Source organism: Leifsonia sp. 466MF, assembly GCF_900100265.1.
In the GTDB taxonomy this organism is placed as follows: domain Bacteria; phylum Actinomycetota; class Actinomycetes; order Actinomycetales; family Microbacteriaceae; genus Leifsonia.
Map to the genome: position 1 here is coordinate 1375479 of NZ_LT629696.1, position 22541 is coordinate 1398019.

At 70.9% G+C, this 22541-nt stretch carries 23 protein-coding genes and 1 other RNA gene; 12 read left to right on the forward strand and 12 right to left on the reverse strand.

What is annotated here, in order from left to right; all coding sequences use genetic code 11:
* Window positions 1-108: 108 nt before the first annotated feature.
* The 4 genes from trpD to dhaM are packed head-to-tail and all read left to right on the forward strand — an operon-like array spanning window position 109 to window position 3593.
* Window positions 109-1158, forward strand: a complete 1050-nt coding sequence (gene trpD / locus BLR91_RS06540) for an anthranilate phosphoribosyltransferase (protein WP_089876267.1) — start codon at window positions 109-111, stop codon at window positions 1156-1158.
* A gap of 40 nt (window positions 1159-1198) precedes the next feature.
* Entirely contained in the window at window positions 1199-2197 is a 999-nt protein-coding gene (dhaK, locus tag BLR91_RS06545) for a dihydroxyacetone kinase subunit DhaK (protein ID WP_018191337.1), read from the forward strand.
* Window positions 2198-2229: 32 nt separating this feature from the next.
* Window positions 2230-2871, forward strand: a complete 642-nt coding sequence (gene dhaL / locus BLR91_RS06550) for a dihydroxyacetone kinase subunit DhaL (RefSeq protein WP_089876265.1) — start codon at window positions 2230-2232, stop codon at window positions 2869-2871.
* Window positions 2868-3593, forward strand: coding sequence for a dihydroxyacetone kinase phosphoryl donor subunit DhaM (gene dhaM / locus BLR91_RS06555; RefSeq protein WP_018191335.1), 726 nt, complete (start codon window positions 2868-2870; stop codon window positions 3591-3593). The genes dhaL and dhaM overlap by 4 nt, the downstream gene beginning before the upstream one ends.
* Before the next feature lie 62 nt (window positions 3594-3655).
* Here dhaM and BLR91_RS06560 read toward each other — a convergent pair whose 3' ends face one another.
* Together BLR91_RS06560 and BLR91_RS06565 are read right to left on the reverse strand one after the other, a co-directional pair.
* Window positions 3656-4192, reverse strand: a complete 537-nt coding sequence (locus tag BLR91_RS06560; protein ID WP_089876263.1) for a GNAT family N-acetyltransferase — start codon at window positions 4190-4192, stop codon at window positions 3656-3658.
* A gap of 5 nt (window positions 4193-4197) precedes the next feature.
* Window positions 4198-5511 carry an aminotransferase class I/II-fold pyridoxal phosphate-dependent enzyme gene (locus BLR91_RS06565; protein ID WP_089876261.1) on the reverse strand — a complete coding sequence of 438 codons (1314 nt, stop codon included), beginning with the start codon at window positions 5509-5511 and terminating at the stop codon, window positions 4198-4200.
* 108 nt (window positions 5512-5619) lie between these two features.
* Between BLR91_RS06565 and BLR91_RS06570 the strand changes: the two genes are divergently transcribed.
* Window positions 5620-6219, forward strand: a complete 600-nt coding sequence (locus tag BLR91_RS06570) for a DUF1345 domain-containing protein (RefSeq protein WP_089881512.1) — start codon at window positions 5620-5622, stop codon at window positions 6217-6219.
* A 6-nt stretch (window positions 6220-6225) separates the two neighbouring features.
* Here BLR91_RS06570 and BLR91_RS06575 read toward each other — a convergent pair whose 3' ends face one another.
* Together BLR91_RS06575 and BLR91_RS06580 are read right to left on the reverse strand one after the other, a co-directional pair.
* Entirely contained in the window at window positions 6226-6708 is a 483-nt protein-coding gene (locus BLR91_RS06575) for a dihydrofolate reductase (protein ID WP_089876259.1), read from the reverse strand.
* Window positions 6705-7511, reverse strand: a complete 807-nt coding sequence (locus tag BLR91_RS06580) for a thymidylate synthase (protein ID WP_089876257.1) — start codon at window positions 7509-7511, stop codon at window positions 6705-6707. Before BLR91_RS06580 ends, BLR91_RS06575 begins: the two co-directional genes overlap by 4 nt.
* A gap of 199 nt (window positions 7512-7710) precedes the next feature.
* Here BLR91_RS06580 and BLR91_RS06585 point away from each other — a divergent pair, with 199 nt between their 5' ends.
* The 4 genes from BLR91_RS06585 to rnpB all read left to right on the forward strand — a co-directional run bounded on the left by BLR91_RS06585 (window position 7711) and on the right by rnpB (window position 12097).
* Window positions 7711-9957 (forward strand): purine-cytosine permease family protein, encoded by a 2247-nt coding sequence (locus BLR91_RS06585; RefSeq protein WP_089876255.1) that lies wholly within the window; start codon window positions 7711-7713, stop codon window positions 9955-9957.
* A 100-nt stretch (window positions 9958-10057) separates the two neighbouring features.
* Window positions 10058-10876, forward strand: a complete 819-nt coding sequence (locus BLR91_RS06590; protein WP_089876253.1) for a Nif3-like dinuclear metal center hexameric protein — start codon at window positions 10058-10060, stop codon at window positions 10874-10876.
* Window positions 10877-10904: 28 nt separating this feature from the next.
* Complete coding sequence (locus BLR91_RS06595) at window positions 10905-11639, forward strand: zinc ribbon domain-containing protein (protein ID WP_089876251.1); 735 nt, start codon at window positions 10905-10907, stop codon at window positions 11637-11639.
* 90 nt (window positions 11640-11729) lie between these two features.
* Window positions 11730-12097, forward strand: an RNA gene (gene rnpB / locus BLR91_RS06600) — RNase P RNA component class A.
* A 69-nt stretch (window positions 12098-12166) separates the two neighbouring features.
* Here the strand turns inward: rnpB and BLR91_RS06605 are convergent.
* Genes BLR91_RS06605 through BLR91_RS06620 form a run of 4 tightly spaced genes read right to left on the reverse strand, consistent with a single transcriptional unit; the run spans window position 12167 to window position 16910 of the window.
* Window positions 12167-12865: a response regulator gene (locus BLR91_RS06605; RefSeq protein WP_089876249.1), complete on the reverse strand. Its 699-nt coding sequence runs from the start codon at window positions 12863-12865 to the stop codon at window positions 12167-12169.
* Window positions 12862-15426, reverse strand: coding sequence for an ATP-binding protein (locus BLR91_RS06610; protein ID WP_089876247.1), 2565 nt, complete (start codon window positions 15424-15426; stop codon window positions 12862-12864). Before BLR91_RS06610 ends, BLR91_RS06605 begins: the two co-directional genes overlap by 4 nt.
* A gap of 6 nt (window positions 15427-15432) precedes the next feature.
* The gene (gene ppgK / locus BLR91_RS06615) at window positions 15433-16266 is read right to left on the reverse strand and encodes a polyphosphate--glucose phosphotransferase (RefSeq protein WP_018191324.1); all 834 of its coding nucleotides are present in this window, start codon (window positions 16264-16266) and stop codon (window positions 15433-15435) included.
* A gap of 26 nt (window positions 16267-16292) precedes the next feature.
* Window positions 16293-16910, reverse strand: a complete 618-nt coding sequence (locus BLR91_RS06620) for a TetR/AcrR family transcriptional regulator (protein ID WP_018191323.1) — start codon at window positions 16908-16910, stop codon at window positions 16293-16295.
* Window positions 16911-16976: 66 nt separating this feature from the next.
* On the opposite strand from BLR91_RS06620, the gene BLR91_RS06625 reads away from it, so the two are divergent.
* Window positions 16977-18416 carry an MDR family MFS transporter gene (locus tag BLR91_RS06625; RefSeq protein ID WP_089876245.1) on the forward strand — a complete coding sequence of 480 codons (1440 nt, stop codon included), beginning with the start codon at window positions 16977-16979 and terminating at the stop codon, window positions 18414-18416.
* Here BLR91_RS06625 and map read toward each other — a convergent pair.
* Window positions 18403-19269, reverse strand: coding sequence for a type I methionyl aminopeptidase (gene map, locus BLR91_RS06630; RefSeq protein ID WP_089876242.1), 867 nt, complete (start codon window positions 19267-19269; stop codon window positions 18403-18405). The two genes, BLR91_RS06625 and map, sit on opposite strands and share 14 nt — an antisense overlap.
* 12 nt (window positions 19270-19281) lie before the next feature.
* Here map and BLR91_RS06635 point away from each other — a divergent pair, with 12 nt between their 5' ends.
* On the forward strand, window positions 19282-19491 hold the full coding sequence (locus BLR91_RS06635; protein ID WP_018191320.1) for an SPOR domain-containing protein: 210 nt from the start codon (window positions 19282-19284) through the stop codon (window positions 19489-19491).
* 69 nt (window positions 19492-19560) lie between these two features.
* On the opposite strand, the gene panB is transcribed toward BLR91_RS06635, so the two are convergent.
* The 3 genes from panB to BLR91_RS19975 are packed head-to-tail and all read right to left on the reverse strand — an operon-like array spanning window position 19561 to window position 21097.
* Window positions 19561-20412 (reverse strand): 3-methyl-2-oxobutanoate hydroxymethyltransferase, encoded by an 852-nt coding sequence (gene panB / locus BLR91_RS06640; RefSeq protein ID WP_018191319.1) that lies wholly within the window; start codon window positions 20410-20412, stop codon window positions 19561-19563.
* 41 nt (window positions 20413-20453) lie between these two features.
* A complete protein-coding gene (locus tag BLR91_RS06645; protein WP_157694656.1) occupies window positions 20454-20840 on the reverse strand; it encodes a type II toxin-antitoxin system VapC family toxin in 387 nt (128 codons plus the stop codon).
* Window positions 20837-21097, reverse strand: a complete 261-nt coding sequence (locus BLR91_RS19975; RefSeq protein WP_157694655.1) for a hypothetical protein — start codon at window positions 21095-21097, stop codon at window positions 20837-20839. The genes BLR91_RS06645 and BLR91_RS19975 overlap by 4 nt, the downstream gene beginning before the upstream one ends.
* A 102-nt stretch (window positions 21098-21199) precedes the next feature.
* On the opposite strand from BLR91_RS19975, the gene glnA reads away from it, so the two are divergent.
* A complete protein-coding gene (gene glnA / locus BLR91_RS06650) occupies window positions 21200-22537 on the forward strand; it encodes a type I glutamate--ammonia ligase (protein ID WP_018191316.1) in 1338 nt (445 codons plus the stop codon).
* Window positions 22538-22541 lie beyond the last annotated feature (4 nt).

A 22541-nucleotide genomic window follows, 5' to 3' on the forward strand; every position in this document is an offset into this window, starting at 1 on the left:
TTCCCACCTGAGGGGCGTGAATCGAGCGGATTTCCGGTTAGGACAGCCTTACCAGGCGTCCAGCGGCCGCTATCGCCGTGGCGTGTCGCCCGCCGATAGGATCGCTTCATGGTCCACACGCAGTCCTGGTCGTCCGTGCTGGCGTCTCTCCTGGCGGGGGAGCACATGAGCGTGGCGGACGCGGCCTGGGCCATGGACCAGGTGATGACCGGCGAGGCGACCGACGCCCAGCTGGCGGCATTCCTCATCGCATTGCGCGCCAAGGGCGAGACGGTGGATGAGATCGTCGGGTTCCGCGACGCGATCCTGGACCACGCCGTGCCGCTGGTGGTGGATCCGATGGCGCTCGACATCGTCGGCACGGGCGGCGACCGCTTCGGCACCGTGAACGTGTCGACGACCGCATCGATCGTCGCGGCGGCCGCCGGTGTCCCCGTCATCAAGCACGGGAACCGCGCCGCGAGCTCGTCGTCCGGCTCCTCGGATGTGCTGGCCGCCCTCGGCATCGACCTCACGCTCCCCGCCGACCGCGTCGCCGAGGTGCTGAAGAAGGTCGGCATCACGTTCGCCTTCGCCAGCGCGTTCCACCCCGGGTTCGGCCACGCCGGTCCCGTCCGCGCCCAGCTGGGCGTCCCCACCGTCTTCAACTACCTCGGACCGCTGTGCAACCCGGCGCGCCCCGAGGCGTCCGCGGTCGGCGTCGCGACGCTCGACCGCATCCCGCTCATCGTCGGCGTGTTCCAGACCCGCGGCGCGACCGCGCTGGTCTTCCGCGGCGACGACGGGCTCGACGAGCTGTCGACCACCGGTCACAGCCACGTCTGGGAGGTCTCGAGGGGCCTCGTCACCGAGCACGACATCGACCCGCGCGATCTGGGCATCCCCCGCGCGCGGATCGACGACCTGCTCGGGAAGGACGCCGCGTACAACGCGGCGGTCGTGCGTGCCGTGCTCGCGGGTGAAGAAGGCCCCGTGCGCGACATCGTCCTGCTCAACGCGGCGGCCGGGCTCGTTTCCTTCGAGCTCGCGTCCGACCCGTCGAGGGTTCAGGAATCCATCCTGGATCGGTTCCGTTCGCAAATGGCGGTCGCTGCTCGAGCGATCGACTCCGGGGCTGCGGCCGCGAAGCTCGACGAGTGGGTGGCGGCGACGCACTGACAAAGTGGAGCATTCCACTGGAATGGAAGGAAGGGTTTCGATGAAGAAGCTCATCAACGACGTACCCGACGTCGTGGCCGAATCCCTCGCGGGCTTCGGCCGGGCACACGCGGACATCGTCACGGTGTCCCAGGATCCGCGCTTCGTCTCCCGGGCCGATGGCCCGGTGCAGGGCAAGGTCGGCCTGGTCAGCGGCGGTGGCAGTGGTCACGAGCCCCTCCACGCCGGCTTCGTCGGCAAGGGGATGCTGGATGCCGCGGTGCCGGGCGAGGTGTTCACCTCGCCGACGCCCATGCCGATCGTGGAGGCCACCAAGGCCGCCGACGGCGGCGCCGGCGTGCTCCACATCGTCAAGAACTACACGGGCGACGTGCTCAACTTCGAGACGGCGGCCGACCTGGTGGCGGCGGAGGGCATCACGGTCCGCTCCGTGGTCACCAACGACGACGTCGCCGTGCAGGACTCCCTGTACACGGCCGGCCGGCGCGGCGTCGCGGGCACCGTCCTGGTCGAGAAGATCGCCGGAGCAGCCGCGGACCGCGGTGACGACCTCGACGCGGTCACGGCCATCGCGGAGCGCGTCAACGCGAATGTGCGCTCGATCGGCCTCGCGCTGACCGACGGCACGGTGCCGCACGCCGGAGAGCCCGGTTTCGTGCTCCCGGAGGACGAGATCGAGTTCGGGGTGGGCATCCACGGCGAGCCAGGTCGCGAGCGCATCAAGCTGGAGCCGGCGGACCGCCTGGTCGACCGGATGATGGATGCGGTGCTCACCGACCTCTCGTTCGACGGCTCGCAGGTGCTGCTGTTCGTCAACGGCATGGGCGGCACGCCGCTGTCGGAGCTGTACATCCTGTTCCGGCGGGCGGCCGAGGTGCTCGACGAGCGCGGCATCACCCTCAGCCGCTCCCTCGTCGGCAACTACGTCACGTCGCTCGAGATGCAGGGCGCATCCATCTCGCTCCTCAAGCTGGACGATGAGCTGACGCAGCTGTGGGACGCCCCCGTCCACACCGCGGCTCTGCGCTGGGGTCTGTAGGAAGCCGGAACGACAACGAGGAGGAGGCGTCGATGACGCTGGACACGAACTGGGTGAGGCAGTGGATCTCCGCCGCGGCGGCATCCATCGGCGAGCACAAGCAGGAGCTGAACACGCTCGACCGGGAGATCGGCGACGGCGACCATGGCGAGAACATGGACCGCGGGCTGCACGCATCGGTCATCGCCCTGGAGAAGCTGCCGGACGACACCACGCCGAACGCGGCGCTGCGGTCGGTCGCCATGACCCTGATCTCGACGGTGGGGGGTGCGTCCGGTCCCCTCTACGGCACGGCGTTCCTGAAGGCGGCCGACCCCGTGGGCGACGCCGCCGCCATCGATGAGAAGGCGCTCGTCGCGGCCCTGGCGGCCGCGCGCGACGGCATCGTGTCCCGCGGAAAGGCCGAACCCGGCGACAAGACCATGATCGACGCATGGACGCCCGCGGTGGACGCCGCTGCGGCCGCCCAGGAGTCCGGGGCTTCGGCCGCGGGCATCCTGGCGGCCGCCGCGGAGGCCGCCGAGAAGGGCGCGGAGGCGACCGAGCCGCTCGTCGCCCGGAAGGGCCGCGCGAGCTACCTCGGCGAGCGGTCGGCCGGACACCGTGACCCGGGCGCCCAGTCGACGGCGCTGCTGCTGCGCGCAGCGGCCCAGACCGCCGAGGCGGCCGGATGACCGGGAAGGTCGGTGTCGTCTTCGTCTCGCACAGCTCCCAGATCGCCGCGGGGATGGTGCAGCTCGCCGGTCAGATGGCGGGCTCGGTGCGCCTGGTCGCGGCGGGCGGGACCGACGACGACGGGATCGGCACCAGCTTCACGAAGGTGATGTCCGCCGTGTCGGAGGCCGACGGCGGCGATGGTGTCGTGGTGATCAGCGACCTCGGCTCTGCTCTGCTCACCGCGGAGACGGTGCTGGACATGCTCGACGAGGCGCAGCGGTCCCGCGTGCGGGTCGTGGACGTGCCGTTCGTCGAGGGCGGCGTCGCTGCGGCTGTCGCCGCCGAGTCCGGCGGAAGTCTTGACGAGGTCGTCGCCGCAGCGGAGGGTGCGGTGGATGCGTGGGCCGGGAGGTCCGGCGGCGAGCCGGCGGCCGCATCCACTCCGGCCGAAGCGGCCGAGCCAGTGGTAACCGAGACCGCCGGTCCGTACGAGCGCGAGGTGCTCGTGCGCAACCCGGAGGGGCTTCACGCGCGCCCTGCGGCGGAGTTCGTCAAGCTCGCCAACACCTTCCCGGTGAAGGTGACCGTCAACGGCAAGGACGCGAAGAGTCTCCTCGGCATCATGTCGCTCGGGCTCACCGCGGGCTCCACCGCGCGCATCTCGTCCGACGACCCTGACGGTCGCACCGCGGTGGACGCTCTCGCCGACCTCGTCGACACCGGCTTCGGCGAGGTCTGACCGCATCCACGCCATCAGCTCCTGAGTTTTTCGCCCGACACGCCGTCGGGAACGCGAAAAACTCAGGAGCCGGCGGTGGGGGACGTGGGGGAGCGGTCGGTGAGGGGAAGCTGCATCTCGCGCTCGTCGGCGGTGCGGTCGAGCGGATAGGGCTGCGTGCGGCCGGTGAACGTGAAGCCGCGGCGGAGGTACGAGCGGATGGCCGGTTCGTTGTCCTCGTGCACCTCCAGCAGCAGGCGGCTGCCGCGCCCGCGCGCCCAGTCGATCACCGCATCCAGCAGGGCGTCCGTCATGCCGTGCTCCCGGCCCCGCCACTCCGGCGACACGTACACGCCGACCAGGTACGGCTCCCGCGACGGCGCGGACTGGAACCCGCCCATGCTGCCGAGCCACCGGCCGTCGTCCGCGACCGCGGCGAACAGCCGGCTCGTCGACGACGTGTTCGCCGCGCGCCTGCGCCAATGCTCGTCAGGATGCGCGCGCGCCTGCTCGAGAGTCTCCAGGAAGGCGATCGGCGCATCCTCGAGCATCTCGAACCGCAGCATGCGGTACGCCTGCCAGTCGTCCTCCGTGCTGGCGCGGACCGTCCAGCCGGTCATGCGGGTCAGTCCCGCGCGGACAGCAGGGTCTCCGCCTCGGCGAGGAGGATCGCCGTGCAGAGCCCGTCGAGCGCGGTCGTCAGCTCGTCGAGCGGCGGGAACGTCGGGGCGATGCGGATGTTCGCGTCGCGCGGGTCGTCGCCGTACGGGAACGTCGCCCCGGCCGGCGTGACCGCGATCCCGGCCTCCTTGGCGAGCTGCACGGCGCGCTTGGCGGCGCCGTCGATCACGTCGAGGCTCACGAAGTACCCACCGCGCGGTGCCGTCCAGGTGCCGCCGCCCCACGGCGCGAGCCGCTCGCGGAAGGCCGCGTCGACGGCGGCGAACTTCGGCTCCAGGATGGCGCGGTGCTTCTCCATGTGCGCGGCGAGGCCGTCGGCGTCGCGCAACAGCTCGGCATGCCGCAGCTGGTTGAGCTTGTCGGGGCCGATGCTCTGGGCCGACAGGTTGTGCAGCATCCACTCGACGTTCGCGGGGGAGGCGCCGAAGAACGAGACGCCCGCGCCCGGGTAGGTGACCTTGGAGGTGGAGGCGAACACGAGCGGGCGGTCCGGGTTGCCGGCCTCCGCGGCGAGGGCGAGCACGTCGATCGGCTCGGGGCGCTCGTCGGTGAGGTGGTGGACCGCGTACGCGTTGTCCCAGATCAGCCGGAAGTCGTCGGCGGCGGGCAGCGACACGAGCGCCCGCACGACCTCCTCCGAGTACACGGCGCCGGTCGGGTTCGAGTACACCGGGACGCAGAACATGCCGCGGATGCTGTCATCCGTCTCCAGCAGCGACGCGACCGCCTCGATGTCGGGGCCGTTGTCGTCGGACGGCACCGGGATGAGCCGGATGCCGAGACGCTCGGCGATGGTGAAGTGCCGGTCGTAGCCGGGGACGGGTGCCAGGAAGCTGATCGGGCGGCCGGCCCACGGCAGCTCGCCGCCCGGAACGCCGTGCAGCAGGGCGAACATGACGGTGTCGTGCATGAGGGTCAGGCTGGAGTTGCCGAGCGCGAGCAGCTGCTCGACCGGCACGCGGAGCGCGTCCGCGAAGATCGCACGGAGCTCGGGCAGCCCCGTCGCGCCGCCGTAGTTGCGCAGGTCGGTGCCCGCAGCATCCCGATAGCGGCCATCGGGGAGGTGCAACAGGTCGTTCGAGAGGTCCAGCTGCTCGGCCGACGGCTTGCCGCGCGTGAGGTCGAGCTTCAGGCCGGCGGCCTTCAGGTCGTCGTACGCGCGGGCGAATGCGGAGTGCGCCTCGCGGAGCGCGGCGGTGTCGAGGTCGGCCAGGGGGGAGGGCCGGAGAGCGGAGGCGGAGTGGGCTGCTGACGTCACGACATCGATCGTACCGGCGCTGCTTCACGGCGCGCTCAGGCGGCGTGTGCGAACATCCGGAGTGTGACCGACGATCTGCACAAGGGCCGCGGCCGGACCCGCGCGAAGATGACGACCGCCGTCGCCGCCGGCATCGTGGTCGCCGTGGCCGTCGGGCTGCTGAACGCCTGGCATTACGCGATCATCGCGGGCTGGGCGGCCGCCTGCATCGTCTACATCGCCTGGGTGTGGCTGTCGGTCTGGAGGCTCGACGGCACCTCCACGAAAGACCACGCCACCCTCGAGGATCCGGGCAGGCGGACCACCGATCTGGTGCTGCTCCTCGCGTCGCTGGCGAGCGTCGTCGCCGTCGTATACATCCTGGTCGATGCGAAAACTCTCAAGGGCGGAGCTCAGCTCGGCGTCGCGCTGCTGGCCGTCGTCAGCGTCGCGCTCTCGTGGACGCTGGTGCACACCGTCTACGCCCTCCGGTACGCCCGCATCTTCTACCGCACCGGCGGCGGCATCGACTTCAACCAGGAGGAGCCGCCGCGCTACAGCGACTTCGCCTACCTGGCCTTCACGCTCGGGATGACGTTCCAGGTCTCCGACACGAACATCCAGAACGCGTACATCCGGGCGACGGTGCTGCGGCACACCCTGCTGTCATACCTGTTCGGGACGGTCATCGTCGCGGCGACGGTGAACCTGGTCGCCGGGCTGACCTGACGTGCTTCAGCGCGTGTAGGTGACGAAGCGGTACCGCATCCCGTTGGAGCCGGTGAGCCACTCGCCCGCGTCGACCGTCCAGCCGTCGCCGGGCTCGGGGGCGTACGTGTCTCCCGCGACGTCGAGGTCGATCTCGGTGACCTCCAGCCGGTCTGCCGTCGGAAGCGTCTGGCGGTACAGCTCGGCGCCGCCCATCACCCAGACGGTGGGGGCGTCTCCCGCGGAGGCGAGCGCCTCATCCACAGAATGCGCCACGATCGCGCCGGGGGCGGTCCAGTCGGCCTGCCGGGTGACCACGATGTTGTCGCGCCCAGGGAGGGGCCGGTAGCGCTCGGGCAGCGACTGCCAGGTGCGGCGGCCCATCACCACCGGATCGTCGCCGGTGAGCGCGCGGAAGTGCCGCAAGTCCTCGGTGAGGTGCCAGGGCATGACGCCGTCCGCGCCGATCACCCCGTCGTGGGCCTGCGCCCAGATCAGTGCGATCGTCATACGGCGACGGCCGCGCGGATCGCCGGGTGGTGCTGGTAGTCCTCGACGACGAAGTCCTCGAACCGGTAGTCGAACATGCTGTCGGGCTTGCGGGCGAAGCGCAGGGTTGGCGCGGGATAGGGATCGCGCGTGAGCTGCTCGGTGACCTGCTCGACGTGGTTGTCGTAGATGTGGACGTCTCCACCGGTCCAGACGAACTCACCGGGCTCGAGGCCGACCTGCTGGGCGACCATGAGGGTGAGGAGCGCGTAGCTGGCGATGTTGAACGGGACGCCGAGGAACATGTCCGCGCTGCGCTGGTACAGCTGGCAGGAGAGCTTGCCGTCGGCGACGTAGAACTGGAAGAAGGCGTGGCACGGGGCAAGCGCCATGTTCGGGATGTCGGCCACGTTCCACGCCGAGACGATGATGCGGCGGGAGTCGGGGTCGCTGCGCAGCGTGTCGATGACCTGCTGGATCTGGTCGATGTGCCGGCCGTCCGGGGCCGGCCAGGAGCGCCACTGCACCCCGTACACCGGGCCGAGCTCGCCGTCGGCGTCGGCCCACTCATCCCAGATCGTGACGCCGTTATCGCGCAGCCAGCCCACGTTGCTCTCGCCGCGCAGGAACCACAGCAGCTCGTACGCGATGGACTTGAAGTGGACGCGCTTGGTGGTGATCAGCGGGAAGCCGTCGGCGAGGTCGAACCGCAGCTGCCGGCCGAAGACGCTGCGCGTCCCCGTGCCCGTGCGGTCGGATTTGTGGGCGCCGTTCGTCAGCACGTCGCGCAGGAGGTCCTCGTACGGGGTCGCAATCTCGCTCACACCCCCGATGCTACTTCCCCCGCCCGCGCATCCCGGCCCGCCACCGCCGAGTCCGCAGAGACTTACCGTTTCTCGGCGCGAAACGTGCAAAATGTGCGGACTCGACGGTGGGTGGGGTCGGTGGGTGGGGTCGGTGGGTGAGGCGGCGGCGGGAGGGAGGCTCTGCTGCTGGGAGGCGGCGCGTCGTAGTCTGGGGGCCATGGACCGGGGAGCGGCCGATCGGCACAGCGACGACGAGCTGGCGAGCGTGCTCGAGGAAGAGGTCGCGCGCATCACGTCCGCCATCCCGATCATCCTTCCCGAGGCGCTCCGCGGGGGTGCGGAGGAGGCGTCCGAGGGCGGCGCGCCAGGCGAGACCGAGCCCGACGTTGTGGATGCGGACGAGCCAGATGCCGACGTCGGAGATGACGAAGGGGAGTGGACCGGGCCGCCCACGCAGGCGATCAGCTTCGACGACCTCCCTGTTCGCCGGGAGCCGACCGGGCCCGAGCCGACGTTCAGCCCGTGGGTGGCGACGGCGGCCATCCCCATCCAGCGCAGTGAGCCGGTGCCAGAGGCGGTGCCCGAGGCGGTGCCCGTGACGCGGGAGGCGCATCCCACCGGCGCGCACGCCCTGCCGATCAGCGAGCGCGAGCCGGAGGACGAGGACGAGGAGCACCGGCCGGGGCGGCACGCGTCGGCGCCCAACGAAGCCGAGCCGGAGCCGGAGCCGGAACCCGCCGCAGCCGTCGCCCCTCCCGCGTACCCGCCGCTCGCGCGGGCGGAGCCGCTCGGGCTGGTGCCGGAAGAGCTGGCGCCGCGGGATTCGGAACCGGTTCCCCTCGTCCCGGTGGTGACGGCGGTCGCTCCCGCGGCCCCTCTGGTCGAGCCCGAGCGGGCCGCGTTGGAGACCGACACCGACGACTCGACCGGTACCGACATCCCCGCTCCCGTAGCCGCCTCGGCGGCCACGACCGCCACTCCGCCGACGATCGGAGAAGCGCCGGCACCCGAGCCCTCCGCGAAACGCCGTCCAGCGGTCTTCATCCCCGAGGCCGCCGACCTCGAACCGACGGCCGTCGAGCGCCGCGTCGGACGCGCCTCCCGGATGTTCTGGCTCTGGTTCGCCGGCACCTCCTCCCTCATCAGCGTGGGAGTCGGCGCGACGCTGTTCGCTCTCGGGCTGAGCCTGCGCCAGCTGCTCGTGGCGACCCTCGTCGGCGTCGCACTGTCGTTCCTGCCGCTCGGCCTCGGCACGCTCGCCGGCAAGTGGAGCGGCCAGCCGACGCTCGTCGTGTCGCGCGCGTCGTTCGGGCTCCGCGGGAATATCATCCCGACGGTGCTCGCCCTGGTCGTGAAGCTGTTCTGGGGGTCGGTCCTGCTCTGGCTGGCGGGGTCGGCGGCCGGGTCGCTCACGGTCGCAGAGCAGTGGCCGGGGGATGCTGTGCTCGCGACGTCCGCTGGCCTGGCTGTCACCATCCTGGCCGCCGTCGCCGTGGCCTACTTCGGGTACGCCCTCGTCGCGCGGGTGCAGCTGGTGCTGACGATCGCCTCCGCCGTACTCATCGCGCTGATGGTGGCGGCGACCTGGCGGCACGTGGATGTGTCGCGAGCGCTCGCGGTGCCCGACGCGCTGTGGACGCACGTCGTCACCGGCGCCGTCATCGTGTTCAGCTACGTCGGACTGGCGTGGGCGATGAGCAGCGCCGAGGTCGCGCGCTACCAGCGGCCGCTGTCGTCGGGCGGTGCGGCGATGCTGTGGGCGACGTTCGGCGCGGGCGTCCCTCCGCTTCTGCTGGTGTCGTACGGGGGACTGCTGGCTGCATCCAATCCGGGGCTCGCGGGGGAGCTCGCGCGCGACCCGGTGGCGGGTCTGGTGCAGCTCGGGCTGCCCGCCTGGTACCCCGTGCCGCTGCTGCTCGCGGTGGGGCTGTCGCTCGTCTCGGCGCTCGTGCTGACCGTGTATTCGGCCGGTTTCACGCTCGACGCGCTGGGCGTCCGGCTGGGGCGGCGATGGAGCACGCTGATCGCCGGTGCGGCGATCGCGGCGGTGGGTGTCGTGCTGGCCGCGACGGTGACCGACCTCTCCTCCGTCATCCGCGGCGTCCCGACCGCCCTCTCCGTGCCAGTCGCCGCGTGGGTCGGCGTGTTCTCGGGCGAGATGATGCTGCGCACGCGGCGGTTCCACCAGGCGTCGCTGCTCGCCCGTGGCGGCGTCTACCCGGATTGGCGGTGGATCAACGTGGGCCTGTTGGTGGCCGGAACGGCGGTCGGGTGGGGCACGATCAGCTCGCCGTTGCCCTGGCTGGCGTGGGAGGGGTACCTCTTCCGGCTCGTCGGCATCGACCCCAACGCGGGCATCGGTGCGAGCAATATCGGGGTGGTCATCGCCCTCGTCATCGGGATGTTCGGAGTGCTCGTGAGCGCGGTCCCCGCCGTCCGGCGGCAGGAGTTGGCCGCCGCGTGACGCGAAGGGGATTCCGTCCACAGGGTTCGGCGCCGGCGCGTTGTCCACATCCCCGACCCCGTCCGGTGCCGTTCGGACCGCATCCCGTAGGCTGAACGGCGTGCCCCACACCCTCGCCTCCGTCCGTGACACCATCGAGCAGCTCTGGCCGCTCGCCGGTGCCGAGAGCTGGGATGCGCCCGGGCTCGTGGCGGGCGATCCGGCTGCCGCGATCGAGCGCATCCTGCTGTCTGTGGATGCGGTCGCGGCGACCGTGGACGAGGCGGTCGAACTCGAAGCCGACCTGCTGATCGCCCACCATCCGCTTCTGCTCCGCGGCGTCACCAGCATCGCGGAGGACCGCTACAAGGGCGCGCTGCTCGCCCGGCTGATCCGCGGCGACGTCGCCCTGTACGCGGCGCACACCACCGCCGATGTGGTCGCCGACGGCACCAGCGACGTCCTGGCCGCGCGGCTGGGGCTCCGCGACACCCGCCCGATCTCACCGGCGGCCGACGGCACGACGGGCATCGGGCGCGTCGGCGACCTCGCGCAGCCGACGACGCTCGGGCAGCTCGCTCGCGCGCTCGCCGACATCCTCCCGCCGACGGCCGGGGGAGTCCGGGCCGCCGGCGACTACCACCAGCCGGTCACGCGCGTCGCCGTCTGCGGCGGAGCGGGCGACTCCCTGCTCGGCAGCGACGCCGTGCGCGGTGCGGACGTCTACATCACCGCCGACCTGCGGCACCATCCCGCCTCCGAAGCACGCGAGCAAGCGGTGCTCGGCGGCGGCCCCGCCCTTCTCGACGTCTCCCACTGGGCGAGCGAGTGGCTCTGGCTCGACACCGCCGCCGATCAGCTGCGCGCCGCGCTGCCCGGGGTGGAGGTCGTCGTCAGCGAACTCCGCACCGACCCCTGGGATTTCGTCATCCTGCAATGACCACCTCGCACGAAGGAAGCACCACACCGTGAAAGCCAGCCCTGCCGACCAGAACGAGCTGCTGCGCCTCCAGGCGGCCGACACCCGCTTGGCGCAGCTCGCCCATGCCACCAAGAACCTGCCGCAGGCGGCCGAGCTCCTGAAGCTGCAGCCGGAGGTGGAGGCGCTCCGAGCGCGGTGGATCGCCGCCACCGGAGAGCTCGAGGATGCCCGGGCCGAGCTCAAGCGCATCGAGTCCGACGTCCAGGTCGTCGATGCGCGATCGAAGCGCGACTCCGACCGTGTGCAGCAGTCCGCCTCGATGAAGGACGTCCAGGCACTCGAGGCGGAGCTCGCCTCGCTCGCCAAGCGCAAGAACGACCTCGAAGAGATCGAGCTGACCGTCATGCAGCGCGTCGAAGACCTCGAGCAGGCGCTCGCCGCAGTCGAGGCGGAGCGCGCCGAACTGAACGGCCGCGTCGCCGCGCTCGAAGGCGAGCGCGGGGAGGAGGCAGGCAAGCTGGACGCGCAGCGCACGGCGCTCGCGAAAGACCGGGCCGCCATCGCGGAGACGCTCCCGGCCGACCTGATCGAACTGTACGAGCGCCAGCGCACCCGCTACGGCATCGGCGCGGCGGCGCTGATCCGTGGCGTCTCCATGGGCTCCAACGTGAAGCTGACCGAGTCCGACCTCTCCGACATCCGCCGCGCTGCGGCCGACGACGTCGTGCTCTGCCCCGACAGCGGCGCCATCCTGGTGCGCGGGGAGGACTCCGGGCTCTGACGCGGGGTACTGACGTGCGGCCCTGACTCCCGACCCCGACCTCGGGCGGCGGTCCGCCCTCAGGCGCCTGCGCTATCGTTGAGCGCGGAATGGGTCGGCAAGACGGTCGCGTCGGTCCGCGAGAGCGGACCGCCGAGGAACGTCCGGGCTCCGCAGAGCAGGGCGGTGGGTAACACCCACCCGGGGCAACCCGCGAGAAAGTGCAACAGAAAGCAGACCGCCGCAGGCTTCGGCCCGCGGTAAGGGTGAAACGGTGGTGTAAGAGACCACCAGCGGCCGGGGTGACCCGGCCGGCTGGGTAAACCTCGCCCGGAGCAAGGTCGGACAGGGGACCATGAGGCTGCTCGTCTCGTCCCCGGGTAGACCGCTGGAGGGCGGCGGCAACGTCGTCCCGAGATAGATGGCCGTCCGCGGTGCTCGCACCGTGACAGAACCCGGCGTATCAGCCGGCCCATTCCCTCGCGACATTCGTGCCGAATGTGCGTTTTCGGGCGCTCAAAGCGCACATTCGTGCCGAATGTGCGGCGTCAGGCGTCGTCGGGCGTGAAGCGGTAGCCCATCCCGGGCTCCGTGAGCAGGTAGCGCGGCCGCGACGGCTCCGGCTCCAGCTTCTTGCGCAGCTGCGACAGGTAGAGCCGCAGGTACCCGGTGTCCGTCGTGTACTGCGGTCCCCACACCTGGGTCAGCAGGGATTGGCGCGTCACCAGGCGCCGCGGGTTCCGCAGCAGCACCTCCAGGATCTGCCACTCCGTCGGCGTGAGCCGCACCGCACGGGCCCCGCCGCCGTCTCCGTCCCGCCGGGTCACCTGGCGCGCCGCGAGGTCCACCGTCACGTCGCCGAACGTGATGACCGGTTCGTCCGCCGTCGTGCTCTGCCGCCGGGTGAGGGCGCGGATGCGCGCGAGCAGCTCGTCCGCCGCGAACGGCTTCGTGACGTAGTCGTCGGCGCCGGCGTCGAGGGCGTCGACCTTGTCGGCAGAGCCCGTGCGGCCGGAGACCACCAGGATGGGCACGCTCGACCAGCCGCGGAGCCCTTCGATGACCTCGATGCCGTTGAGTTCCGGCATCCCCAGGTCGAGCATCACCAGCTCCGGATGCTGGTCGACGGCGACACTGAGCGCCTCGGCCCCGCTCCGCGCGGTGAGCACCTGGTAGCCGCGGGCGGTGAGCAGGATGCGCAGCGCGCGCAGGATCTGCGGGTCGTCGTCGGCGATGAGGATCTTCACGCGTCCGCCTCCCGTGCCGCGGGCAGGGAGACGACCATGGTGAGTCCGCCGCCGGGCGTGTCCTCCGCTTCGAGTGTGCCGCCCATCCCTTCGACGAAACCCTTCGACAGGGCGAGCCCGAGACCGATGCCGGCATCGTTGTCGGTGTCCGACAGCCGCTGGAACGGCGCGAAGACTGCCTCGCGGCGCTCGGCGGGGATGCCCGGCCCGCGGTCGATGACGCGCAGCTCGACCGTCCCGGCGAACTCGCTGGCGGCGAGTACCGGCCGCGCGTCCGGCGGGCTGTAGCGGAGGGCGTTGCCGAGCAGATTCACGATGACACGTTGGAGCAGAACGCCGTCGGCCAGCATCGGCGGCACGTGGGCGCCGAGGTCCAGCTCGACGTCGCCGGGGCCGGCCCCCAGTTCGTCGAGCGCGGGAAGCACCACGTCATCCACCTCGGTCGGAGCCAGCGACACTGCTAGCGCGCCGGCCTGCACCCGGCTGGCGTCGAGCAGGTCGGTGACGAGGGATGCGAGGCCGTGGAGGCTGTCCTCCGCGGTCTCCAGCAGCGCCTCCCGGTCGTCGTCGCCGAGCGCGAGGTCCGACTGGCGGAGGGTGGTCACCGCGGCGGTCGCGGCCGCGAGCGGACGGCGGAGGTCGTGCCCGACCGCGGCGAGCAGAGCGCTGCGCACGCGGTCGGCTTCGGCGAGGGGCGCGAGCTCCGCGGCCGTGGCGGTGAGGCGGCGGTGTTCGAGTGCGGCCTCCAGTTGCGCGACGATGGCCGACAGCAGCCGCCGATCGCTCGCCTCCAGGTCGCGTCCGTACAGCTCCAGCGTCGCGATCTCGCGCTGCGCGGACGAGGTGGACGCGCGACCGCTCGTCGCGCCTCGGTCGTCCCCCGCCCCCGGCCCGACCGGGACGCGCTGCACCGGTTCCGACACCCCGGCCTCGCCGTCCTCGGCCACGATGGTCTGTCCGCCGTCCTGCGCGGCGACCACGAGGCGGACCGCACTCAGTCCGAACGCCTCCCGGGTGCGGGCGACGAGTGCCTGCAGCGCGTCTTCGCCGCGGATCACCCCGCCGGCGACGGTGGCCAGCAGTTCCGCCTCCGCTGCTGCCCGGATCGCCGCACGGCTGCGGCGCGCCGCCTGGTCGACCACCAGGCTGACGAGCGCTGCGATGACGACGAAGAGGATGAGCGCGAGCAGGTGCAGGGGCTCGCCGACGGTGATCGTGTAGAGCGGATCCACGAAGAAGAAGTCGAGCGTCAGCCCCGAGAGCAGCGCCGCGAAGAGCGCCGGCCAGATGCCGCCGACGAGGGCGACCAGCACGACGAGGAGCTGGTAGCTGAGGACATCCGCCGTCATCGACTCGCCCGACCGCACACTGGTGAGCAGCAGGGTCAGCAGAGGGCCGCCGATCAGGGCGAGGGCGAACCCGTACACCCGGCGTCGCACGGTTAGCCCGCCGCGCGGACGCGGCAGCGAGAACCGCCCGCCGGCGCGCGCGTGCGACACGATGTGCACGTCGATGTCACCGGACTCGCGGATGACGGTCGCGCCGATGCCCGGACCGGTCAGCAGCGCGGCGAGCCGGCTGCGTCGGGAGACGCCGATCACGAGCTGGGTCGCGCTCTCGCCGCGGGCGAACTCGACCAGGGCGCGTGGGATGTCGTCGCCGACCACCTGGTGGTAGCTGCCACCGAGCTGCTCCACCAGCGCGCGCTGTGCCGCGAGGACGCCGGGCTGCGCCTCACGGAGGCCGTCCTGGCTGGTGACGTGCACGGCGAGCAGTTCGCCGCCGGCGCTCCGTGCGGCGATGCGCGCCCCGCGGCGGAGCAGTGTCTCCCCTTCCGGGCCGCCGGTGAGCGCGACGACGACGCGCTCGCGCGCCTCCCACGTGCCGGCGATCCCGTGCTCGGCGCGGTACGCCAGCAGCGCGTTGTCGACCTCGTCGGCGAGCCACAGGAGCGCCAGCTCGCGCAGGGCGGTCAGGTTGCCGAGGCGGAAGTAGTTCGACAGAGCCGCATCCACCCGCGCCGCCGGGTACACGAGGCCGTCGGCCAGCCGATCGCGCAGCGCCTGCGGCGCCAGGTCGACCAGCTCGATGCGGTCCGCCCGCCGGAGCACGGCATCCGGGATGGTCTCCCGCTGCGGAACGCCGGTGATCTGCTCGACCACGTCGTTCAGCGACTCGATGTGCTGGATGTTGACGGTCGAGATCACGTCGATCCCGGCCTCCAGCAGGGTCTCGACGTCCTGCCAGCGCTTCTCGTGCTCCGAGCCCGGAGCGTTCGTGTGCGCGAGCTCGTCGACCAGCGCGACGCGAGGATTGCGGCGCAGGACCGCATCCAGGTCCAGTTCGGTGAGCGTCACCCCGCGGTGCTCGATGGTGCGCCGGGGCACGACCTCGAGCGTATCGACGAGAGCGGCGGTGGCCGCGCGGTCGTGCGTCTCGACGATGGCGACGACGACGTCCTTCCCGAGCGCGCGGAGCCGTTCGCCCTCTTCCAGCATCGCGAACGTCTTGCCCACGCCCGGGGCGGCACCCAGCATCACCCGGAGGCGACCCCGCGGCATGGGATGTTACGCCGGGGTCGGCGCAGGAGCGTCCTGGGGCGTCCCGGCCTCCGCGCTGCGGCCGCGCTCGCCGGCGTCGCGGCGCTCGTTGCGGACGGTCAGGGCCGCGGCGCCGAGGATGCCCGCGTTGTTGCGGTGCACGGCGGGGACGATCGGGGTCTTCAGCTTCAGCAGAGGGAGGAACTCCTCGTAGTGCTTCGAGACACCGCCGCCCACGATGAAGAGGTCGGGCGTGAACAGGAACTCGACGGTGGAGTAGTACTTCTGCAGGCGCTTCGCCCACTTCTCCCAGCTGAGGTCTTCGCGCTCCTTGGCGGAGTACGCGGCGCGCGACTCGGCGTCGTGGCCGTCGATCTCCAGGTGGCCGAGCTCGGCGTTCGGGATGAGGATGCCGTCGTAGATCAGCGCGGAGCCGATGCCCGTGCCCAGCGTGGTCATGATGACCAGGCCGTCCTTGCCCTTCGCCGCGCCGAAGCGGGTCTCGGCGTATCCGGCGGCGTCTGCGTCGTTGACGAAGTGGATGTCGCGACCGAGCGCCTTCTCGAACAGGTCCTCGGCGTGTAGACCGATCCAGTCCTTCGCGACGTTGGCCGCCGACAGGGTGACCCCGTGGCTGACGATCGCGGGGAAGCAGACGCCGACCGGCGCATCCGGCTCTTCCTGGGCCAGGCGGTCGACGATCTCCTTCGTGGTCTCGACGATGTCGTCCGGCTTGCCGCCCTCCGGAGTGGGCAGCTTGACTCGGTCGCTCACGAGCTCGCCGGTCGACAGGTCGACCAGGCCTCCCTTGATGCCGGTTCCGCCGATGTCGATGCCGATCGCGTGCTTCTGCGAAGTCATGCCTCGAATCTACCGCGCCGCGAACCTCACTGCGTGCCGCCACCCGGCCGACGGGTCGCCAGCGCGAGAGGGAGGAACGCATCGTCGACGAACGACTGGAGCGTCGCGTCGTCGGCCGGCGTGAGCCGCATCAGCATCTCGTGGCGGACGAGGGTGAGCGGGAGGTCGGCGACGACGGGGGAGAGCCGGGCGAGGTCGATCTCGCCCCGGGCGTCCGCGCGCTCGAGGATGGCGCCGAGCTGTGTCGGCTGGTCGCCGATCAGACGTTCGCGGAGGCCGGCGATTCCGCCGTCGGCTTCGGTGACGACGCCGGAGAACCGGAGCAGCACCTCCGTCACCAGTCCGCGCCGCCGGGTGTTCATCTGGCGCAGCAGGTCGAGCGTGTCCTCCCGCAGGCTGCCGTGGTCGGGCACCTGGATCGGCTCGGCCGCGAAGTGGTGGCGGATGGCCGCGAGCGCCAGATCGCTGCGGGTCGCCCAGCGGCGGGCGAGGACGGGGCGGCTGGTGCCGGCGCGGGCGGCGACGGCCTCCATGGTGAGGGCGGCGAAGCCGTGTTCGTCGAGCTCGTCCCAGGCGGCGTCGAGCAGCGCGCTCTCGAGGGCCGCGCCGCGGCGTCGACGACTAGCGGTCTCTTTAGAGTCCATTTGCGCATCTTATCCGAGCGTCATACGATCTCGTTAAGATACAGACGCGCATCTTAAGGAGCGGACATGGCGGAGAAACTGGATCGGACGGTCGTGCGGACGGCGACCGCACTCGTCATCGGCGCGCTGGCGGTGGTCTTCGACACGACCATCCTCAGCGTCGCCCTGCACACCCTGGCGAGCGACCTGCACACGACGGTCGCGCAGATCCAGTGGGTGACCACCGGGTACCTGCTCGCGCTCGCCGCGACCGTGCCGCTGTCGGCGTGGTGCCTGGCGCGGTGGGGCGGCAAGCGCGTATGGATGGTGGCGCTGGCGATCTTCCTCGCCGGCTCGGTGCTCTCGGGCCTGGCCTGGAACGCGGACTCCCTCATCGCCTTCCGCGTGCTCCAGGGCGTCGGCGGCGGTCTCATGCTGCCCGTCATGACAACCATGGTGATGGAGGTGGCCGGCGGCCGACAGCTCGGCCGCGTCTCGGCGGTGATCGGGCTCCCGGCGATGGCCGGCCCGATCCTCGGACCGGTTATCGGCGGCCTCATCCTCGCACTCGGCGACTGGCGCTGGGTGTTCTGGGTCAACATCCCGTTCTCGGTCGCCGGTCTCCTGCTGGCCTGGCGGATGCTGCCATCGGACCGCGGCCGCGACCCGAAGCGCCGCCTCGACCTGATCGGCGTGCTGCTCCTGGTGCCTGGGCTCGCCGGACTGCTGCTGGGCCTGTCCGACTCGGTGCTCGACGGCGGGTTCGCGCGGCTCGACGCGTGGCTGCCCCTGGTGGCGGGCGCCGTCCTCGTCGCCGCCTTCGCGTTCTGGGCCCTGCGGCGGAAGGGCGCTGCGCTGGTGGATGTGCGGCTGCTGCGCGTCCGCTCGGTCTGGTCGGCATCCACTCTGCTGTTCCTCTCCAGCGTCGCCCTGTATGGCGCGATGCTGCTGCTGCCGCTGTTCTGGCAGCAGGCACGGGGGACGGATGCGCTCGGCGCCGGACTGCTCCTCGTGCCGCAGGGGCTCGGGACGCTGGCGTGCCGTCCGATCGCCGGTCGTCTCATCGACCGCATCGGTGCGCGGTGGATCGCGGTGGCCGGATTCGCGGTGGTCGCGGTGGCGACCATCCCGTTCGCGCTCGGTCCGACGTCGGCGGCCGATCCGCTGCTGCTTGTCGCCCTGTTCGTGCGCGGGTTCGGGCTCGGCGCGATCACGATGCCGCTCATGGTGGCGTCGTACCAGGGGCTCGCGGGGGAGCAGATCGCGCACTCCAGCATCCTGACCCGGACGGCGCAGCAGCTAGGAGGGTCGTTCGGTACGGCGCTGTTCGCGGTGCTGCTGCAAGCGGCGGTGCAGGGCGGGGCGTCGGTGTCCTCGGCCTTCGACACCGCCTTCTGGGTGGCGACGGCGGCGACAGTGCTCGGCGTGGGGATCGCGTTCGTGCTGCCGCGGCCCGCGCGCGCGACGGCCGACGACGCGGTCCCGGCCCCGGTCGCGCCGGCTCCTGTGGACGTCAGGGGAGCGTGAGCACCTCGGCGCCGCGCTCGGTCACGACCAGGGTGTGCTCGAATTGGGCGGTGATGCTCCGGTCACGGGTCACCACCGCCCAGTCGTCGGCCCACATCTCCCACTCGTGCGTGCCGAGGGTGAGCATCGGCTCGATGGTGAACACCATCCCCGGCTCCATCACGTCGTCGTGCGCGGGCGCCGAGTCGTAGTGCGGGATGATCAGGCCGGAATGGAAGGCCGCGCCGACGCCGTGACCGGTGAAGTCGCGGACCACTCCGTAGCCGAAGCGCTTGGCGTACGACTCGATGGCCCGGCCGATGACGTTGACCTGCCGCCCCGGGGCGACGGCCTTGATGCCACGGTTCAAGGCTTCGCGGGTGCGCTCGACGAGTCCGACGACCTCGTCGGAGGCGGTGCCGGCGACGAAGGTCTGGTTGCTGTCGCCGTGGAAGCCGTTCTTGTAGGCGGTGATGTCGATGTTGACGATGTCGCCGTCCTCGATCACGGTGTCGTCCGGGATGCCGTGGCAGATGACCTCGTTGACCGAGCTGCAGATCGACTTCGGGTAGCCGCGGTAGCCGAGCGTCGACGGGTAGGCGTCGTGGGCGAGCAAGAACTCGTGCCCGATCGCATCCAGCTCCTCCGTCGTCACGCCGGGGCGGACGGCCTCGCCGACGCGTTCGATCGCCTGCGCGGCGATGCGCCCCGACTCGCGGATGAGCTCCACCTCGTCGGGCGTGTAGACGTCGCCGCGGGTGTACGGAGCGGGCCCGGGGCGACCGACGTACTCGGGGCGCGCGATCCGGCTCGGCACGGGCCGCATCGGTGTGACGCGACCGGGGATCAGGTGACCGGCGGAATCCTTGGGCATACGATCAACCTTATGACGAGCGACGAGTACGGCATCAAGCAGGACGCCGAGCACAAGTACTGGTACAACATGAAGACCGGCGAGGTGGAGCAGGGCTTCCTGTCGCCCGCGCCGAACCGCGTCGGCCCGTTCGACACCCGCGACGAGGCCGAGCACGCCCTCGAGAAGCTGCGCGAGAACTCCGCGAAGTGGGCCGAGGAGGACGCCGAGGACGGTCGCTAGCCCCGCGACGGTCGGCCGCTCTGCCGCGGCCGGCCGCGCTGCGGCGCCCTTCGCGGGAGTTGGTGACCGCTAGAAGCTGTGCTCGTCGGTCGGGAACGTCCGCTCCTGCACATCCGCCTTGTACGCGCGCGCCGCATCCGACAGCACGGTCTTGATGTCGGCGTACTGCTTGACGAAGCGCGGCACCCGGCCCGTGGTGAAGCCGGCCCAGTCGGTCCACACGAGCAGCTGGCCGTCGACGTGCGGCCCCGCACCGACACCGATCGTCGGGATGCGCAGCTCGGCCGTCACGCGCTTGGCCACTTCGGCCGGCACCATCTCGAGGACGACCGCGAACGCGCCCGCCTCCTCGACCGCGTGCGCGTCGGCGAGCACGTCGTCCGCCGCCTGGCCGCGTCCCTGCACGAGATGACCCCCGAGGCCGTGCTCGCTCTGCGGGGTGAAGCCGATGTGCGCCATGACGGGGATGCCCGCGTCGACGATCCGGCGGATCTGCTCCGCGCTGCGCCGGCCGCCCTCGAGCTTCACCGCGTGCGCGCCGGTCTCCTTCATGAAGCGGACCGCGGTGTGCAGCGCCTCCAGCGGGCCGGTCTCGTACGAGCCGAACGGCATGTCCGCGACGACGAACGCCCGCTTGACCGCGCCGGCGACCGCACGCGTCAGGGGGATGAGGTCGTCGACCGTCACCGGGAGCGTCGTGTCGTAGCCGAGCACGTTGTTGCCGGCGGAGTCGCCGACGAGGAGGAAGTCGATGCCCGCCTCGTCGAAGATCTGGGCGGTGAGCATGTCGTAGCTCGTCAAGCCGGTGAACGGCGCCCCCTCCTCCTTCGCCGCCTGGAAGTGGCGGGTGCGCACCCGCTTCAGCGACTGCATCGACGAGGTCGCGGGATGGACGGAGGGCACCGGTGACTGCTCACTCATGCGGCTCAGTCTAGTGACGGCGCGCAGAGGTGTCCGGCGGCTCAGACGGATATGGGTTCGTGGAGTCCGCGCTTCCGCGCTGCGGCAGCAAGCCGCTTGTCGAAGGTCACCAGTGGGATGTCGTTGTCAACGGCCAGGCCGAGCGCGCAAGCGTCCATCTCGCTCAGTCCGTCAGCGATTTGCAGCTGGGCGAGCAGGAGCGGGCCTTGCTCCGAGAGGTGCGTCGATACAACTCCGAGCCGCCGCAAGTCTTCGAACGCCTCGACCGCCAGGTGTGCCTTGTGAGGACGGATGAGTGCCTCCGCGAAATTCACGGGGTGGACGAGAAAGGCGCGCTCTGATTCGAATACCTTCTTTGATGCAGCGTGGTGTTCGTCATTCGGATTGAGCAGTCCGATGAGCACGCTCGCATCGAGAACCAAGGTCACTCTGGCCGGCTGTCTCGAGCGCCCGAGGGGCTTTCGGTGAATGCATGCGCGTAGCGCGCGCTGATGCGATCGAGTTCGGCCAGCCGATCCTCCGCTTGCTTCCTCTGATCGGCCCGAAGGGCGTGCTCGCCCAGCTCGACCAGATGCAGGAGCAGCTTGCTATCCGATTCGCCAGGCCACCTCTCCCGCGCAGTCTCCAGTGCATGGGCGACGGCTGGCGTATGTGTCACTTGAGTGCGGAGCAATGTGGTCGGCATGACGGAAGTGTAGCACCTGCCTCTCAGGTGTTGCACCGACGCGTTGCGGGGTGGACGCTGCCCGCAACCAGTAGTCTGGACACGGCCGAGGAAAGGGGCAGGATGGACAAGCAGCGCGACTTCGTTCTTCGCACGATCGAGGAGCGTGGCGTCAAGTTCGTGAGGCTGTGGTTCACGGACGTCGTCGGCACACTGAAGTCCGTCGCGATCGCCCCGGCCGAGGTCGAGGGAGCGTTCAGCGAGGGGCTCGGGTTCGACGGTTCCGCCATCGAGGGCCTCACCCGCGCCTACGAGTCCGACCTGCTCGCCCTTCCGGACGCGACGACCTTCCAGATCCTTCCGTGGCGGGGCGAGATCGACCCGACCGCACGCATGTTCTGCGACATCACGACGCCGGACGGGCAGCCGGCCGTCTCCGACCCGCGGAACGTGCTCAAGCGCACGCTGGAGAAGGCGGCCGACCGCGGCTTCACCTTCTACACGCATCCCGAGATCGAGTTCTACCTGCTCAAGTCGTCGTCCTTCGGCACCGAGGGCCCGGAGCCGGTCGACTCGGCCGGCTACTTCGACAACGTCCCCGGCGGCACCGCCCACGACTTCCGCCGCCGCTCGGTGCGCATGCTCGAAGACCTCGGCATCTCCGTCGAGTTCAGCCACCACGAGGCCGGTCCGGGGCAGAACGAGATCGACCTGCGCTACGCCGACGCGCTCACCACGGCCGATAACATCATGACGTTCCGGACGGTCATCAAGGAGGTGGCCATCGAGCAGGGCGTGTACGCCACCTTCATGCCGAAGCCGCTCTACGGCCACCCGGGATCCGGGATGCACACTCACATGTCGCTGTTCGAGGGCGACACCAATGCGTTCTTCGAGCCGGGTGCCCAGTACCAGCTGTCGAAGATCGGCCGCCAGTTCATCGCGGGCCTGCTGCGCCACGCTCCGGAGATCACCGCGGTCACCAACCAGTTCGTGAACTCGTACAAGCGGCTGTGGGGCGGAGACGAGGCGCCCAGCTTCGTCAGCTGGGGTCACAACAACCGGTCCGCGCTGGTCCGCGTCCCGCTGTATAAGCCGAGCAAGGGCCAGAGCTCGCGCGTCGAGTACCGGGCGATGGACTCGGCAGCGAACCCGTACCTCGCGTTCTCGCTCCTGCTCGCGGCCGGCCTCAAGGGCATCGAGGGCCAGTACGAGCTGCCGCCGGAGGCAGAGGACAACGTCTGGGCCCTGTCCGACGGCGAACGCCGCGCCCTCGGGTACAGCCAGCTCCCGGCCAGCCTCGACCACGCCATCTCCCTGATGGAGGACTCGGAGCTCGTCGCCGAGACGCTCGGCGAGCAGGCCTTCAACTACGTCCTGCTCAACAAGCGCAAGGAGTGGGCGGAGTACCGGGCGCAGGTCACCCCGTACGAGCTGCGATCCAACCTCGAGATCCTCTGACCCC